This window comes from Streptomyces rugosispiralis, from assembly GCF_024505145.1.
Lineage (GTDB): Bacteria > Actinomycetota > Actinomycetes > Streptomycetales > Streptomycetaceae > Streptomyces > Streptomyces rugosispiralis.
Window position 1 is genome coordinate 64,895 of record NZ_JANIAA010000004.1, and the last position, 15,509, is coordinate 80,403.

Genomic DNA, 15,509 nt, shown 5'->3' on the forward strand with positions numbered 1-15,509 from the left:
CCGTGAAAGAAGTGAGGGCCGTGCGGAATGCCGTGCCGAGCACGGTGGGGCCGACGGAGGCACCGTGGGTATGGAGAGCACGAGGAGTACGGAGTACCTGCCCCGGCTGCGGCTGGACGAGCTGCTGGAAGAGCTGCAGGTGCGGATCGACGGGGTGCGTGGCACCCAGGACCGGGTGCACAGCCTGCTCGAAGCGGTCCTCTCGGTCGGCCGGGAGCTGGATCTGTCGCATGTGCTGCGAAGGATCGTCGAGGCCGCGGTGGTGCTGGTGGACGCCGAATACGGGGCGCTGGGCGTGATCGGCGAGGACCAGCGGCTGGCCGAGTTCCTCCCTGCGGGCATCGGCAAGGAGCGGGCCGAGGCGATCGGACGGCTGCCGTCGGGCCACGGGCTGCTCGGCGAGCTGATCCGCCACCCCCGGCCGCTGCGTCTTGGCGAGCTCTCGGAGCACCCGGCCTCCTACGGCTTTCCGCCGAACCACCCGCCGATGCGCTCGTTCCTCGGGGTGCCCATCCGGGTGCGCGACGAGGTCTTCGGCAACCTCTACCTCACCGAGAAGCGCGGCGGTAAGGAGTTCGACGGCGAGGACGAGACGGTGCTGTCCACCCTCGCCGTCGCCGCCGGGGTGGCCATCGAGAACGCCCGGCTGTACGAGGAGGCCCGGCACCGCCAGCGCTGGCTGGAGGCGAACGCCGAGGTCACCCACAGCCTGCTGTCCGGAGTGGACGAGACCAGGGTCCTGGAGCTGATCGTCGAGCACGCCCGCCGGATCCTCTCCGCCGACCTCGGCGTGCTGATGCTGCCGGTGGCCGACACCGACGAACTGCAGGTCGCGCTGGCGGCGGGGACCGACGCCGAGGCCCACCGCGGTCTGGTGCTGCCCTGCCGGGGCACCTTCGGCGGCGCGGCCTTCACCGCCTCCGAGCCGGTCACCAGCACCGATGTCCAGAACGACCCGCGGATCACGGTCGGCCCGCAGCGCTGGGAGGGGCTCGGCCCGGCCGTCGCGGTGCCGATGCGGACGAGGGACGGGGTGGGCGGGGTGCTCTCGCTGGCCCGGGTGGCGGACAGCCCCGCCTTCACCCAGATCGAGACCGACACCCTGCTGGGCTTCGCGGGCCAGGCGGCGATCGCGATGAAACTGGCCGAGCGGCGGCGCGACGCCGAGCAGCTCGCCCTGCTCGAGGACCGCGACCGGATCGCCCGCGATCTGCACGACCTGGCCATCCAGCGGCTCTTCGCCGCCGGGATGACGCTGCAGTCCACGCTGCGGTTCGTCCAGCACCCGGAGGGCTCCGAACGGCTGCTGCGGGTGGTGGACGACCTGGACGACACCATCAAGATCATCCGCTCGACGATCTTCGGACTGCGTTCGCACGAGGCGGGCCCCGCGGTCCAGGGGCTGCGGGTCCGTACCGCCAAGACCATCGAGGAGGCCGTGCCCGCGCTCGGCTTCACCCCCTCGCTGCGCACCGAGGGCCTGGTCGACACCGATGTGCCGCGCTCGATCGCGGACGACATGGTCGCCGTGCTGGCCGAGGCGCTGTCGAACATCGCCCGGCACGCGGAGGCCGACGCCGCCGAGGTCTCGCTGGTCGTGGCGTCCGGGCGGCTGACCCTCACGGTCACGGACGACGGAGTGGGCGTCCCCGGGGGCGGCCGTCGCAGCGGACTGCGGAACATGGCCGAGCGCGCCGAGAAGCTCGGCGGTGAGCTGGAACTCGGCGAGCCGCCGGGCGGCGGCACCCGCCTGGTGTGGGGCGTACCGCTGCCGGAGCGGTAAGGCGGTGGCCGGGCCGCGGCCATGGGTGCTCGCCGGGCCGGAGCGTTGGACGGCGCCCGGTGGCGCGGCGATGGGCGGTGGCCCGTAGCGCCGCGATAGTGGCTGGCCCGTGGCGCGGTGGCCGGCGCCCGCCTGCGGCGCGGCGGCGGGCGCCGGGCCGTGGCGCGGTGACAAGCGTTGGCCCTGGGCGGCGTCAGCGGTGCCGGTCCAGCGCCTCGGCCGCCCCGTCGCGCGGCGTGGCCGGGCCCGCCGGCCCGTAGCCCAGCCGGATCAGCATCTGCACATGGCCGGGTGCCGGGTGGGCGTCGCCCGCCGACCACCGCAGATCGGACCACTCCAGCGGCTGGTGCAGCAGGGACGCCCGTACCGCGTGCGAGGTCGCCAGCAGCAGGACGTGTTCCAGCGCCTGCCCGGCCCGCAGCCAGTCGGTGCGCCGGTCCTGGTCCGTGCTCAGCACGGCGATGGTCGGATGGGTCTCGAACGGGGCGGCGGGCCGAGCCTCGTCCCGGTGGCCGTCCGGCCGCGGGCCTAGGTAGTCGCGCGTCGGCAGCCGCCCGGTGGTGTCCCGTGGACCGAGGGCGGCCGGGGGGATTCCGTACGGCCCGGCGTCGCGGATCCAGGTGCGGCTCTCGGCGAGCCGGCGCGGGTCCCCGGAGGCGCGCCGCTCCGCCTCGGCGGTCAGCCGCAGCAGCCGCGAGGTCTCCTCGGGGTCCGCCAGCCACAGCGTGGCCCCGTTCACGCGCGCCGCCTCCGTCAGGTCGCACAGCACCCGTGCGGGCAGCCGGCGCGCGGAGTAGGGGGAGCGGCTGCTGTGCCGCCGCCAGATGACGTCGTACAGGTCGTCGTGCCCGTCGTCATGGCGCCCGGCACGGTCGGCGGACGACGCGGTCAGGCGCACCGTGGCCAGCAGATCGGGCTGCGACCGGTACGGCAGCAGCTCGACCACCGGGTCCCAGCCGAAGTGGGCCACGGCGACCCGCAGATTGAACACGGCGGCCCCGGCGGAGACGCTCAGCGCCCGGCCCATCGGATCGGCGTACCGCAGCGCCCGCTCGGGGGTGGCCCGGACCTCGAGGGTGACGGTGTCGGGGTTGAGCCGGTAGCGCCAGGGCTGGGTGTTGTGGATCGAGGGAGCGGCCACGGCCGCGGAGATGAGCTTCTCCAGGATCGCCGCGTCGAGCGTTGCGGGCTGCATTGGGGTCCTCTCCTCGCCGGTGAGCCGTCCATCAGGGTGGTTGAGCCGTCAGCGCCACGGGCAGGGCCGTACGGCCCCGGCCCCGGGCCGACCCGGGCCATTCGGGGTCACCCCGGATGGCCGTCGTCGGGGTGCGGGGCCGAGTGGGTCGCCAGGACCGCCGCCTGGATGCGGCGCTCCACGCCCAGCTTGGCCAGCAGCCGGGAGATGTGGTTCTTGACCGTCTTCTCGGACAGGAAGAGCCGCTTGCCGATCTGCCGGTTGGTGAGCCCGTCCCCGATCAGCACCAGGATCTCCCGCTCGCGCGGCGACAGCCCGGCCAGCACCTCGTCCCGCGGCTCCTGTGGGGCGGTGTCGCCCCGCAGGGTGCTCATCAGCCGGGCGGTGGTGGCCGGGTCCAGCATCGACTGGCCGGAGGCCACGGTGCGCACCGCCGAGACCAGGTCCGACCCCTTGATCTGCTTGAGTACATAGCCCGCCGCCCCGGCCATGATCGCGTCCAGCAGGGCATCGTCGTCGTCGAACGAGGTCAGCATCAGACAGGCCAGACCCGGCATCCGGGAGCGCAGCTCGCGGCAGACCGTGATGCCGTCCCCGTCCGGCAGCCGGACGTCCAGGATGGCCACGTCGGGCCGCAGCGCCGGGCCCCGGGCCATCGCGTGGTCCACGGTCCCGGCGTCGCCGACCACCTCGATGTCCGGTTCGGCGTCCAGCAGATCGTGCAGTCCGCGCCGGACGACCTCATGGTCGTCGAGGACGAACACCCTGATGGGCGTCGCTCGTGTCGCTTCGGTCTCGGTCATGGGCTCTCGCACCGTTCGTCCGCCGTCCGCCCGGCCCCCGGTGGGAATCGTGGCGCAGCAGGTCAGCGCGGTACCAGGGCCGAACGGGCCCTCAAGGGGGCTGCCCGGCCCTCGTCCCGCCCTCCCCGCGCGTGCGACGGTCACGGCATGGGCACGCAAGTGCGGTTGTGGCGGTGGCGGCGCAATCCGCTCAGACGCCGCTCGGACGTGATCGAGGCGTGGGTCGTGCTCGTGACCGGCCTGGTGATGGCGGTCGGCGGCCCGGCGGCCGGGGTGGCCGCGGGCACCGCCGTGGACGCGTCACTACGGCAGGAGCGGGCGGACCGGCACCGGGTGCCCGCGGTGCTCAAGGAGGACGCGCCCGTCGCACAGCCCGCCGCCGACGGCTCCACCACCGGCCTGGTACGCGCGATCGTCCGGTGGACCGGCCCGGACGGCGCCGTCCACACGGGTACGGCACGGGTCCACGAGGGGAGCAGGGCGGGCACCGCCACCGAGATCTGGACCGACGGCCGTGGCGGCATGGTCCAGCGGCCCCCCACCCCCGAGCAGATCGCCACCCGCGCGGTGCTCGCCGGGACGTCCGCCGCGGCGGGTGTGGGCGCGGTGTCGCTGGCCGGACGCGGCGTGGCGCGCTGGCGCCTGGACCGCGCCCGCGCCCAGGAGTGGGGCCGCGCCTGGGCCGAGGTCGGCCCCCGCTGGAGCCGCCACATCCGATGACGCGACGGCCGCGCCCGGACGCCCGGGAGCCCCGGCGGGGCCCTGGACATCGCTTGATGAATTAGTTGCGCCAGATCAAGCATTTTTCGGAAGGGGGTGCCGGACCCCGGCCGACCCCTAGGGCCCTGCTGACGGATCTCCGCGGCGTCGCGGCGTCCGGCACGCACTCTCGCCGCACCGGACGCCGCTCCTTCTCCCACGGAGATCCGTCAGAAGGACCCTAGCCGACCCGCAGTCCGGAGCGGCTCCGGCCACCGAGCACGGAAGCCGCCACCGGCCCTGCCCCCACCGGCCCGGCGGTCGGCGACGAGGCCCGCGCTCCCCGCCCCCTGCCCCGCTGCTCAATGGCGCCGAAGGCGCGAAACGAAACCCGCACCCAATAACCGGGCATTCCGGTTATTAGGGGCTGCCGGGCAGTGCCGCTACCGCCGCTGGGTCGTATGGGGCGCCGCCGTCAGTTGGTTGTCGAAGTCGACCACGCCCTCGATCGCACGGATCAGACGGGCCGCCGCCGGGATGAGGACGGCCTCCTTGACCCGTCCGGTCAGGGTGACCACGCCCTCGTTCACGCTCACCCGGACGGTTTCGCCCTGGGCCGGGAAGAGGTGGCTCACCACCTCGCGGCGCACCTCGTCCTCGATGTCGTCGTCCGGCCGCAGGAACACCTTCAGCAGGTCGGCGCGGCTGACGATGCCCTCCAGGCGGCCCTCCTCGTCCACCACCGGGAGCCGTTTGACCCGCTTGTGGGTCATGATCCGCGCGGCCTCGGCGAGGGTGGCGCCCGCGTGCACGGTGATGGCGGGGGACGTCATCAGCTCATCGGCCGTCACCGCGCCCGCCTTGGCGACGCCGGGGAGGTCGAGCGGTTGGGCCATCCGCGCGGGATCGCTGTCGCGGAACTCCTCCTTGGGCAGCAGATCCGCCTCGGAGACCACGCCGATGACCCGGCCCTCGCCCTCCAGCACCGGCAGGGCGCTCACCCGCCACTGTTCCAGCGTTCTGACGATCTCCTTGAACGGCGCTTCGCGGCCGACGGCGACGACGGTATGGGTCATCACATCGCTCACGATGTGCGCACTCCGGGGCACGGCATCCTCCTTGGTCACGCTGCCTGTCTTCCGCCCGCCTCGCCAACGGCCGCCAGCCGGACCTCGATCCGGCGGCGCACCCGCCCCGCGAGCCGGGCCAGCCCGGCGGAGGTGGCGGGCCGGGGCGGGGCCGGGTGGCGGATCCGCCGGGCATGCGGCGGCAGTCCCGCGAGATCGGTGTCGAACCGCCGCCGGGCGCGGTCGAGGGTGTCGGGGGCTCCGGTCCGCACGCCCTCCCGCATCACGGTCTCCAGCAGGGGCGCGCCGCCGTGGGGCGGCAGTTCGTCGCACTCGCCGATCACATCGGCGTAGCCGGGGCGCCGCCACACCTGTTTGCCGCCCGGGGCCGTGGCCTTGGCCGAGGACAGTTTCATCACCGGCCGCCCGTCGTAGGCGACCAGCTTGTACGCGGTGTCGAGGGAGGCGGCGTCGGCTGACACGCCCATCCGGGTACCCACGGCGTAGACGTCGATCGGCGCGCCCGAGTGGATCAGCTCCTCGATGGCGTACTCGTCGAGCCCGCCGCTGGCCACGATCCGCACCTCCGGCAGCCCCGCCGCGTCGAGGATCTCCCGGGCCCGCACCGCCTCTTCGCCCAGGTCGCCGCTGTCCAGCCGGATCGCGCCGCGGGGCCCGGATTCCAGCTCGCGCAGCACCCGCGCCGCCGCGGCCACACCGGTCGCCGTGTCGTAGGTGTCCACCAGGAAGGTGACCGGGCCGGGATGGGCACGGGCGAACGCGCGGAACGCGGTCTCCTCGTCCGGGAACGCCTCGATGTACGCGTGCGCCATCGTCCCGGTGGCCTCGATCCCGTAGGCCGCGGCCGCCGCCACATTGCTGGTCGCCGTGAACCCGGTCATCGCGCTCAGCCGCGCCGACTGCAGCCCGGACCAGGGGCCGTGGGTGCGGCGCAGCGAGAAGTCCACCACCGGGCGCCCCTCCGCTGCGACCACACACCGGGCCGCCTTGGAGGCGATGGTGGTCTGGTGGCTCAGCTGCCCCAGCAGATACGTCTCGACCAGCTGGGCCTGCGGCAGCGGCGCGGTCAGCTCCAGCAGCGGCTCCCCGGCGAGGACGATCCGTCCCTCGGGCACCGCCCGCACCTCGCCGTCGAAGCCGAGCCCCAGCAGCGGCTCGACGTCCTCGTACGGACGGTCCATGGCCGCAGCGTACGCCGTCACGTCCTCGGGCCCCACACGGAAGCCGGACAGGAAGTCCAGCGCCGGCTCCAGGCCCGCGGCGACCAGGAAGCCCCGCTCGGGCGGCAGCCGGCGGACGTAGAGGTCGAAGATGGCCGGGGCGGTCATGCCCTCGCGCACATAGGACAGGGCCATCGTCACCTCGTAGAGGTCGGTGGTCATCGCCTCCGACATGTCACTCCCGCCTCCCTCCGGACATCAGCCGCGCGGAACGACCGCCACCGGGCACGGCGCGTGGTGCACCGCCGCGTGGATCACCGAGCCGAGGTGGGGGACGGGGCCCGGCTCCGTCTTGTCGCGGCCCAGCACGAGCAGCCCCGAGCCCGGTGCGGTGTGCATCACGCCGAGCGCCGGGCGCTCCGCGGTGAACGCCTCCGCCACCGGTACCCCGGGGTACCGCTCCCGCCAGGGGCGCAGCGCCGCGTCCAGCGCGCCCTCCGCCCCCGGCTCCTCCGCGGCCCCCGCTGTCTCCACGGCCCTCGCCGCCTCCTCGGTCCCCGCTGTCTCCTCGGCCCCCGGCCCGTGCGCGCCCGCGTGTACGGCGCGCAGGACACCGCCGCGCCGGGCGGCGGCGTCGAAGGCGAACCGCAGCGCCTCCTCGTTCGGCTGCCGCAGGGACACCCCCACGGTCACATCCGCGGTCAGCGGCCTGTCGTCGGCGTGCACCATGATCACCGGGTGTTCCCCGTGCGCCAGGACCTGGCGGCCGGTCGATCCGAGCAGAAAGCCGCCGGGGGTGCCGCGGCCGCGCGAGCCCAGCACCAGCATCTCGGCGTCCCGCGCCGCGTCCAGCAGGGCGGGCACGGTCTCGCGCGGCACCAGCTCGGCCGTGACCCGCAGCCCCGGGTGGGTATCGCGCAACTCGCCCACCAGGTCGGACAGCAGCCGCTGGGACCAGTAGCTCCGGTCGTCCTCGTGGGGGAGGGCCGGGGCCGGGGGCGACGGCGGGGGCCAGGCGTGGATCAGGCGCAGCCGCAAATCGCGCAGCAGCGCCTCGCGCGCCGCCCAGTGCGCGGCCGGCGGGCTCTCGGCGAAACCGTCGATCCCGACGGTGATGGGTGCTCCCATGCGCATCGGCCTCCCCGCTCAGGTGTCCCGGGCCACCAGCGGACGGGCGGCCTCGCCGAGCGCGATCTTGATCGCGCCGGTTTCGGCGGCGTGGGCGAAGACGTCGTAGGCCTCCTCCATCTGGTCCAGCTCGAACAGATGGGTGATCAGCGTGGACGTGGGCAGCCGCCCGGCGCACAGCAGGGAGAGCAGGATGGGGGTGGAGTAGGTGTCGACCAGCCCGGTGGTGATCGTCACGTTCTTGATCCACAGCTCCTCGAGATGCAGCGTCGCGGGCCGGGCGTGCACACCGACGTTGGCGATCCGGCCGCCCGGCCGCACCATCCGGGTGCAGGTCTCGAAGGACCGCGGGCTCCCCACGGCCTCGATCACCACATCGGCGCCGAGCCCCTCGGTGAGATCGTCGACCAGCCGCTCCGGGTCCTCGGCGGAGTCCGCCACCGCGTCGGCGCCGACCCGCTTGGCGGCGTCCAGCCGGGCCGTGTCCGGATCGACGGCGATGATCCGGCCGGGGGAGAAGAACTGCGCCGTGGCGATCGAGGCCAGCCCGACGGGCCCGGCGCCCACCACGGCGACCGTATCGCCCGGCCCCACCCGGCCGTTGAGGACGCCCACCTCGTACGCGGTGGGGAAGACATCCGCCAGCAGCACGGCGTCATGGCCCTCGGCCGACCCCGTCAGCGGATGGGTGGACAGATCGGCGAACGGTACCCGCACATACTCGGCCTGGGTGCCGTCGACCGTACGGCCCAGGATCCAGCCCCCGCCGTCACGGCACTGCCCGTAGCCGCGCTCCCGGCAGAAGCGGCAGTGGCCGCAGGCCGAGATGCAGGAGATCAGCACCCGGTCGCCGGGTCGGATCCCGCGGACGTCGGCACCGGTCTCGACGACCTCGCCGACCCCCTCGTGGCCGAGCACCCGGCCGGGGTCGACGCCCGGTACCTCGCCGCGGAGGATGTGCAGATCGGTGCCGCAGATGGTCGTGGTGTCGATCCGTACGATCGCGTCGGTGGCGGCCTCGAGTTCGGGGTCGGGCACCTCCTGCCAGGAGGACCGCTCCGGCCCGTGGAAGACGAGTGCTTTCATGGCCGTTTCCCTCTCCTCCGGTTTCCTCCGACTGCCTCGGGTTGCCGTCGGCTTGCGCCGCCTCGTCACGCGGCGGGGCGGGGGCTCATCGCTGGGGCACGACCGCGACCGGGCAGCCGGCGTGGTGCGCCACGGCCTGGGTGACCGGCCCCAGCCGGGGGCCCAACCCCACCCGGCGCGGACCGCGGCCCACGACCATCAGTGCCGTCCCCGCCGCCGCGGCCACCAGCCGCCGGGCCGGGCTGTCCGACGCGACCTCCTCGAAGACCCGCACCTCGGGGAACTTGTCCCGCCACGGCGCCAGCACCTCGCCCAGCGCGTGCTCCGCCTCCTTGCGCGCGTCGCTCAGCCCCACGTCCACCACCCAGGGGGCGTCGCCCCGGATGGCGGGGACCCGGTCGGCGTAGACGGCCCGCAGCACACCGTCGCGCCGGGCCGCGGCGTCGAAGGCGAACTCCAGGATGCCGTCGCACGGCTCGCGCGGCTCCACTCCGGCCACCACATCGCCGTGCCGCTCCTCGTGCCCGTGCGCCCGCATGAGGACCACGGGGGTCATGGAGCGCGCGGCGAGCTCCAGGCCGACCGAGCCGAGGAAGAACCCCGCGACCGTGCCGATCGAGCGGGACCCCACCACCAGCAGCTGGGCCCGTTCCGCCTCGGCCAGCAGGACGGGCGCGGGCTGGCCGGAGATCTGGGCGGTGAGGATCGTCGTCTCCGGGTGGTCGGCGTCCAGCTCGGCACGCGCCGCGCGCAGGGCGCGCTCGGACCAGTACTGCCAGGCGGCCTCCCGGCCCGGTGTCAGATCCTTCTGCTCGGGCCCCGGCCACGCGTTCACCAGCCGCAGCGGCGCCCCGCGCGAACGGGCCTCATGGGCCGCCCAGCCGGCGGCGGCCAGACTCTCGTCGGAACCGTCGAGTCCGACGGTGACGGGGCGCGCCATCGCTGCCTCCTTCCCGGCAGGCCACTCGGCGGCAATGCCCAGTGCCGCGCGTGCCCGAGGCGCGGCGCCGGGGGCGCCCACTTCTCGCGGGCCCTGATTGCGCGGTGCGCGGTAGTGGGACGTCCGCTTCTCCGCGTCTGCTGGTTGCCCCCGGTGCCACTTCCAGCGGACCATGACCGGGCCCCCGCCGACAGGGCCGACCGGTCCCGGGGAGGTCCCGGGGGACCAGGTCTTACGGCCCTTTCCGCCGACCCGCGGTCCGAAGGGGCTCCGGCCACCGGGCACGGAGGCCGGAGCCGTCCCGCCCGCACCGGCCGACGGCGAGGCCCCCGCCTCCCGTCCCCCTGCTCGACGGCGCTGACGGCGCCGACGGCGCCGAAGACGCGAAACGAAACCCGCGCTCGACAGCCGATCGGTGCGCGGGACGTCCATGCCACTGGCGCCTACTCGACCGGCACCAGCGCCACCGGGCAGTGCGCATGGTGCAGTGCCGCATGGGTGACGGGACCGAGCTGCATGCCGAGCCGGGGCGTCCGCCGGTGGACGGCCAGCACCAGGACGTCCGCCGCCCGGGACGCCTCCACCAGGGCCTGTGCGGGGCCGCTGTGGGTGGTGTGCTCCCGCACCCGGATGTGCCCGAACTCCTCGCGCAGCCCGGCCACCATCCCGTGCGCCACCGTCTGCTCCCGTTCGGCGCGCAGCGCCACCACCTCCCGTACGGGCAGGGCGTGATCGCCCGCGAAGACCCGCGGCTTCGGCCAGGCGTAGAGCACCCGCAGCCGGGCCCGGCGCCGGGCGGCCTCCTCGAAGGCGAAACGGGCCGCCGCCGCGTCCGCGCCGCTCTCCACCCCGACCAGCACCTTGCCGTGGCCCTCGGGCCCGTACGCCCTCGTGGAACCGCCGCGCACCACCAGCAGCGGGCGCCGGGTGTGGGCGGCCAGCCGCAGCCCGACCGAGCCGAGCAGCAGCCCGGTGAACCCGCCGAGCCCCCGGGTGCCGATGACGATCAGCGAGGCGTCCTCGCCGATCCGCAGCAGCTCGGGCACCGCGTCCTGGGCCGTCAGGGTGGGCACGATGCGCAGGTGCGGATCCTGCTCCTGGGCCCGCGACATGGCCAGCCGCAGCACGGTCCTGGCGATCTCGACCGCGGGCCGCCGCGGTTCGCTGTCCGGGTCGAAGGCGAGCGGGTCGGTCCGGGCCCACGGCCAGGCGTGCACGATCTCCAGCGTGGCGTCACGGCGCCGCGCCTCGGCGACCGCCCGGTCCAGCGCGGCCCAGGCGCTGTCGGAGCCGTCCAGGCCCACCACCACCCGGCCGTCCCGCATTGGCTTGCCCGCCGGGCGGGTCATCGCCGCGCACCTCCCCGGCCCGCGGAGTCGTCGACCCGGTAGCTGAGCCGGTCGACCACGGCCACCACGCCGTCCACCTGCCCGGCCATCCGGACCGCGATGGGGATCTCGCTGTGCCGGTCCAGCCGGCCCTCCAGCCGTACGACCCCGTCGGTCACGGTGACCGCGACGGACTGCGGGCCGAGCCACAGCGACCGGACCAGCACCTCGTCGATCACCTCCGCGCGGATCTCGTCATCCGGGCGGAGGAAGACCCGCAGCAGGTCCCGGCGGGTGACGATGCCGATCAACCGGTCCTCCTCGTCGACGACGGGCAGCCGTTCGACGCGATGGCGGTCCATCGCGCGGGCCGCGTCCACGATGCTGTCCTGGGGTCGCACGGTGACCGCGGGGCGCGACATCAGCTCACCGGCCGTCGGGGCGGGTTCGCTGAGATCGGTCCCGGTGATCATGCCGATCACCTTGTCGTCCGCGTCCACCACGGGCAGCCCGTTGAAGCGGTGCCGGGAGAGCAGCGCACCGACCTCGTCGAACGACGTCCTGGAGCTCACCCGGACGACGTCGTCGGTCATCACATTGCCGATCTTGCGGTGCTTCATCCGTGCCTCCCCGGTCCGCTCCCAGCGTGGGACGGCGCTCCGGCCCCCTTCTTGGGCTGCCCGGGGTCCGCTCGGGACCGTTCGGCCCGCACGGGCGCCCTGGGCCGAACGACCCCGGGCGGGGCCGAATCGCCCCTCGCGCGGGATCCCGTACGGGCGCGAGGGTGAAGGCGTCGGAACGGGGCGGCGGAGGCGTGCGGAAGGTGGTGGAAACGGTGGAGCTCCCCCTCGTGGTGGGCGTCGACGGCTCGCACCACAGCCTCCAGGCGGTGGACTGGGCGGTGGACGCGGCGGCCCGGAACGCGGTGCCGCTGCGGCTGGTCCACGCCTCGCTGTGGGAGCGGTACGAGGGCATCGCCCCCGCCGCCGACCCCGAGCGGCCCTGGGAGCAGATCAGGGGCGAGGAGATCGCCGCGTCCGCCGCGGAGCGCGCCCGCCGCCGCGGCCCCGATGTGAAGGTCGCCGCCGAGGTCCTGCCGGAGGACCCGGTGGACGCGCTGCTGCGCGCCGGGTGGGAGGCCTCGGGCGTGATCGTCGGCTCCCGCGGCCGCGGTGAACTCGCCGGGCTGCTGCTCGGCTCGGTCAGCCTCGCCGTCGCCGCCCGCGCCATCTGCCCGGTGACCGTCGTACGCGGCGGCGAGCCCAACCGGGGCGGCGCCTTCGGCCGGATCGTGCTCGGCGTGGACGAGCCCGGCGAGGCGGACGGTCCCTCGGCCGCGGTCCGGTTCGCCTTCCACGAGGCCGAGGCGGGCGGCCGCACACTGCGGGCCGTACGGGCCTGGCGGGCGCCCGCCGGTGAGGTGACGGATGATCTGCTGCTGGAGGGGGACCCGGTGCGTGCCCACTGGGCACGGGCGGAGCGGACGCTGGAGGACGCCCTGCGGATCCCCCGACGGGACCACCCCGAGGTCACCGTGGACCGCGCGACGGTCGAGGGCGCGGCGCGCAAGGCGCTCCTCCACGCGGCCGCCACCGCCGATCTGCTGGTCCTCGGCGCCCGCCGCCGCCATGGTCATATCGCCGGGTTGCAGCTCGGCCGCATCGCCCACGCGGCCCTGCACCACGCGCCCTGCCCGGTGGCGATCGTGCCGGAGCGGGACTGACCGGACGACGGCACAACCGGCGGGTACACGACCGTCAGGCGACACGACCGACGGGTACACGACCGGCGGGTACACAACTGGACACCACGAGACGGGCACGTCAACGGAGACCATGAGGGAGAGAGAGGTCCATGCCAGACGCACCGACCACGACGGGCTCGCCGGGCGGCGGGCTCGCCGACGACCGGATCCGCGCCCTGGACGCCCACTGGCGCGCCGCCAACTACCTCGCGGCGGGCCAGATCTATCTGCTGGCCAATCCGCTGCTGACCGAGCCGCTGCGCCCGGACCACATCAAGCCCCGGCTGCTTGGCCACTGGGGCACCTCACCCGGACTCAACCTCGTCCATACCCATCTCAACCGCGTCATCAAGGACCGCGACCTGGACGCCATCTGCGTCTGGGGCCCCGGCCACGGCGGCCCCGCGGTGCTCGCCGGCTCCTGGCTGGACGGCAGCTACTCCGACGTCTACCCGGACGTCAGCCGGGACGCGGCGGGCATGGCCCGGCTCTTCCGGCAGTTCTCCTTCCCCGGCGGGGTGCCCAGCCATGTGGCCCCCGAGACCCCCGGCTCGATCCACGAGGGCGGTGAGCTCGGCTACTCCCTCGCCCACGCCTACGGGGCCGCGCTGGACAACCCCGGGCTGCTGGTCGCCTGCGTCATCGGCGACGGCGAGGCCGAGACCGGTCCGCTGGCCGGATCCTGGCACGCCAACAAGTTCCTGGACCCGGTCCACGACGGCGCCGTGCTGCCGATCCTCCATCTCAACGGATACAAGATCGCCAACCCCACGGTGCTCGCCCGGCTCCCCGGGCCCGAACTCGACGACCTGCTGCGGGGGTACGGCCACGAGCCGATCCACGTCGCCGGGGACGAACCGCTCGAAGTGCACCGGGCCATGGCGCACGCCCTGGACGAGGCGCTGGACCGGATCGCCCTGCTCCAGCGCACCGCCCGCGAGGAGGGCATCGCCGAGCGGCCGCGCTGGCCGGTCATCGTGCTCCGTACGCCCAAGGGCTGGACCGGCCCCGAGGAGGTCGACGGGCTGCCCGTGGCGGGCACCTGGCGCGCCCACCAGGTCCCCCTGCCGGGCGTCCGGGAGAACCCGGAGCATCTGCGGCAGCTGGAGCGCTGGCTGCGTTCGTACCGCCCCGAGGAGCTCTTCGACACCGACGGGCGGCCCCGGCCGCACCTCCTGGCCGAGGTCCCGGAGGGCGACCGCCGCCTGGGCGCCAATCCGCACGCCAACGGCGGACTGCTGCTGCGCTCGCTGCCCGTGCCCGCCCTGGAGCGGTACGCGGTCCCCGTGGACAAGCCCGGCGCGACCCTGCACGAGCCGACCCGGGTCCTCGGCGGGCTGCTGGAGAAGGTCATGGAGGACACCGCCGACCGCCGCGACTTCAGGGTGGTCGGACCCGACGAGACCGCCTCCAACCGGCTGGAGGGCCTCTACCGGGCCACCGGCAAGGCGTGGCAGGAGTCCACCCTGCCCACCGATGAGCACCTCAGCCGCAACGGCCGGGTCATGGAGATCCTCTCCGAGCACCTCTGCCAGGGCTGGCTCGAGGGCTATCTGCTGACCGGGCGGCACGGCCTCTTCTCCTGCTACGAGGCGTTCGTGCACATCGTGGACTCCATGGTCAACCAGCACATCAAATGGCTGAAGGTGTCCCGCTCACTGCCCTGGCGGCGCCCGGTGGCCTCCCTCAACTACCTGCTGACCTCCCATGTGTGGCGCCAGGACCACAACGGCTTCTCGCACCAGGACCCCGGCTTCGTCGACCATGTGCTCAACAAGAGCCCGGAGGTGGTGCGCGTCTATCTGCCGCCGGACACCAACACCCTGCTCAGCGTGGCCGACCACGTGCTGCGCAGCCGCGACTACGTCAATGTGGTCGTCGCGGGCAAACAGCCCTGCTTCGACTGGCTCGATCTCGACCAGGCGCGGGCCCACTGCGCCCGCGGCGCCGGGACCTGGGACTGGGCCGGTACCGAGAACGGCGCGGGGGAGCCGGACGTGGTGCTGGCCGCCGCGGGCGATGTGCCCACCCAGGAGGTCATCGCGGCCGCCGGGATCCTCCGCCGCCATCTGCCCGATGTGGCCGTGCGGGTGGTCAACGTGGTCGACATGACCCGGCTGCTGCCGAAGGAGGAGCATCCGCACGGGATGACGGACCACGAGTTCGACGCCCTGTTCACCCGCGACCGGCCGGTCGTCTTCGCCTACCACGGCTATCCATGGCTGGTGCACCGGCTGTCCTACCGCCGGGCCGTCCACCCCAACCTCCATGTGCGCGGCTACAAGGAGATGGGTACCACGACCACGCCGTTCGACATGGTCGTCCGCAACGACCTGGACCGCTACCGGCTGGTGATGGACGTCATCGACCGGACCCCCGGGCTCGCGGTGCGCGCCACGGCCGTACGGCAGCGGATGCAGGACGCCCGCACCCGCCACCAGGCCTGGATCCGCGAGCACGGCACCGACATGCCCGAGGTCGCCGAATGGTCCTGGACCGGCTGACCACCGGCCGGTGCCGCTCGCAGAGCGTGTGTCACGCACGCTGATCCGGCC

At 74.3% G+C, this 15,509-nt stretch carries 13 protein-coding genes; 4 read left to right on the plus strand and 9 right to left on the minus strand.

All coding sequences use genetic code 11. The features are described 5' to 3' along the window. Window positions 1–70 precede the first annotated feature (70 nt). Window positions 71–1,783, plus strand: coding sequence for a sensor histidine kinase (locus NP777_RS09010; protein ID WP_256649563.1), 1,713 nt, complete (start codon window positions 71–73; stop codon window positions 1,781–1,783). A gap of 193 nt (window positions 1,784–1,976) precedes the next feature. Here NP777_RS09010 and NP777_RS09015 read toward each other — a convergent pair whose 3' ends face one another. Further along, the gene (locus NP777_RS09015) at window positions 1,977–2,978 is read right to left on the minus strand and encodes an Acg family FMN-binding oxidoreductase (protein ID WP_256649564.1); all 1,002 of its coding nucleotides are present in this window, start codon (window positions 2,976–2,978) and stop codon (window positions 1,977–1,979) included. A gap of 107 nt (window positions 2,979–3,085) precedes the next feature. Continuing rightward, window positions 3,086–3,781: a response regulator gene (locus NP777_RS09020; protein WP_256649565.1), complete on the minus strand. Its 696-nt coding sequence runs from the start codon at window positions 3,779–3,781 to the stop codon at window positions 3,086–3,088. Window positions 3,782–3,928: 147 nt separating this feature from the next. On the opposite strand from NP777_RS09020, the gene NP777_RS09025 reads away from it, so the two are divergent. Continuing rightward, a complete protein-coding gene (locus NP777_RS09025) occupies window positions 3,929–4,501 on the plus strand; it encodes an Rv1733c family protein (RefSeq protein ID WP_256649566.1) in 573 nt (190 codons plus the stop codon). A 422-nt stretch (window positions 4,502–4,923) separates the two neighbouring features. On the opposite strand, the gene NP777_RS09030 is transcribed toward NP777_RS09025, so the two are convergent. The 7 genes from NP777_RS09030 to NP777_RS09060 form a co-directional block, all read right to left on the minus strand. Continuing rightward, a complete protein-coding gene (locus NP777_RS09030; protein ID WP_256649567.1) occupies window positions 4,924–5,589 on the minus strand; it encodes a CBS domain-containing protein in 666 nt (221 codons plus the stop codon). Between the two features lie 14 nt (window positions 5,590–5,603). Further along, window positions 5,604–6,962 carry a nicotinate phosphoribosyltransferase gene (locus NP777_RS09035; protein WP_256649568.1) on the minus strand — a complete coding sequence of 453 codons (1,359 nt, stop codon included), beginning with the start codon at window positions 6,960–6,962 and terminating at the stop codon, window positions 5,604–5,606. A 24-nt stretch (window positions 6,963–6,986) separates the two neighbouring features. Next, a complete protein-coding gene (locus NP777_RS09040) occupies window positions 6,987–7,856 on the minus strand; it encodes a universal stress protein (protein WP_256649569.1) in 870 nt (289 codons plus the stop codon). A gap of 18 nt (window positions 7,857–7,874) precedes the next feature. Further along, window positions 7,875–8,942 (minus strand): alcohol dehydrogenase catalytic domain-containing protein, encoded by a 1,068-nt coding sequence (locus NP777_RS09045; RefSeq protein WP_256649570.1) that lies wholly within the window; start codon window positions 8,940–8,942, stop codon window positions 7,875–7,877. An 85-nt stretch (window positions 8,943–9,027) separates the two neighbouring features. Then, complete coding sequence (locus NP777_RS09050) at window positions 9,028–9,882, minus strand: universal stress protein (RefSeq protein ID WP_256649571.1); 855 nt, start codon at window positions 9,880–9,882, stop codon at window positions 9,028–9,030. A 443-nt stretch (window positions 9,883–10,325) separates the two neighbouring features. Further along, entirely contained in the window at window positions 10,326–11,231 is a 906-nt protein-coding gene (locus NP777_RS09055) for a universal stress protein (protein ID WP_256649572.1), read from the minus strand. After that, complete coding sequence (locus tag NP777_RS09060) at window positions 11,228–11,830, minus strand: CBS domain-containing protein (protein ID WP_256649573.1); 603 nt, start codon at window positions 11,828–11,830, stop codon at window positions 11,228–11,230. The genes NP777_RS09055 and NP777_RS09060 overlap by 4 nt, the downstream gene beginning before the upstream one ends. A 215-nt stretch (window positions 11,831–12,045) precedes the next feature. On the opposite strand from NP777_RS09060, the gene NP777_RS09065 reads away from it, so the two are divergent. Beyond that, window positions 12,046–12,933, plus strand: a complete 888-nt coding sequence (locus tag NP777_RS09065; protein ID WP_256649574.1) for a universal stress protein — start codon at window positions 12,046–12,048, stop codon at window positions 12,931–12,933. A 131-nt stretch (window positions 12,934–13,064) separates the two neighbouring features. Then, the gene (locus NP777_RS09070) at window positions 13,065–15,458 is read left to right on the plus strand and encodes a phosphoketolase family protein (protein ID WP_256649575.1); all 2,394 of its coding nucleotides are present in this window, start codon (window positions 13,065–13,067) and stop codon (window positions 15,456–15,458) included. The last annotated feature ends 51 nt before the right edge of the window (window positions 15,459–15,509 follow it).

Coding starts and splice junctions, on each gene's coding strand:
- NP777_RS09010 (WP_256649563.1), top strand. CDS start 71: ATGGAGAGCACGAGGAGTACGGAGTACCTGCCCCGGCTGCGGCTGGAC.
- NP777_RS09015 (WP_256649564.1), bottom strand. CDS start 2,978: ATGCAGCCCGCAACGCTCGACGCGGCGATCCTGGAGAAGCTCATCTCC.
- NP777_RS09020 (WP_256649565.1), bottom strand. CDS start 3,781: ATGACCGAGACCGAAGCGACACGAGCGACGCCCATCAGGGTGTTCGTC.
- NP777_RS09025 (WP_256649566.1), top strand. CDS start 3,929: ATGGGCACGCAAGTGCGGTTGTGGCGGTGGCGGCGCAATCCGCTCAGA.
- NP777_RS09035 (WP_256649568.1), bottom strand. CDS start 6,962: ATGTCGGAGGCGATGACCACCGACCTCTACGAGGTGACGATGGCCCTG.
- NP777_RS09040 (WP_256649569.1), bottom strand. CDS start 7,856: ATGGGAGCACCCATCACCGTCGGGATCGACGGTTTCGCCGAGAGCCCG.
- NP777_RS09045 (WP_256649570.1), bottom strand. CDS start 8,942: ATGAAAGCACTCGTCTTCCACGGGCCGGAGCGGTCCTCCTGGCAGGAG.
- NP777_RS09050 (WP_256649571.1), bottom strand. CDS start 9,882: ATGGCGCGCCCCGTCACCGTCGGACTCGACGGTTCCGACGAGAGTCTG.
- NP777_RS09055 (WP_256649572.1), bottom strand. CDS start 11,231: ATGACCCGCCCGGCGGGCAAGCCAATGCGGGACGGCCGGGTGGTGGTG.
- NP777_RS09060 (WP_256649573.1), bottom strand. CDS start 11,830: ATGAAGCACCGCAAGATCGGCAATGTGATGACCGACGACGTCGTCCGG.
- NP777_RS09070 (WP_256649575.1), top strand. CDS start 13,065: ATGCCAGACGCACCGACCACGACGGGCTCGCCGGGCGGCGGGCTCGCC.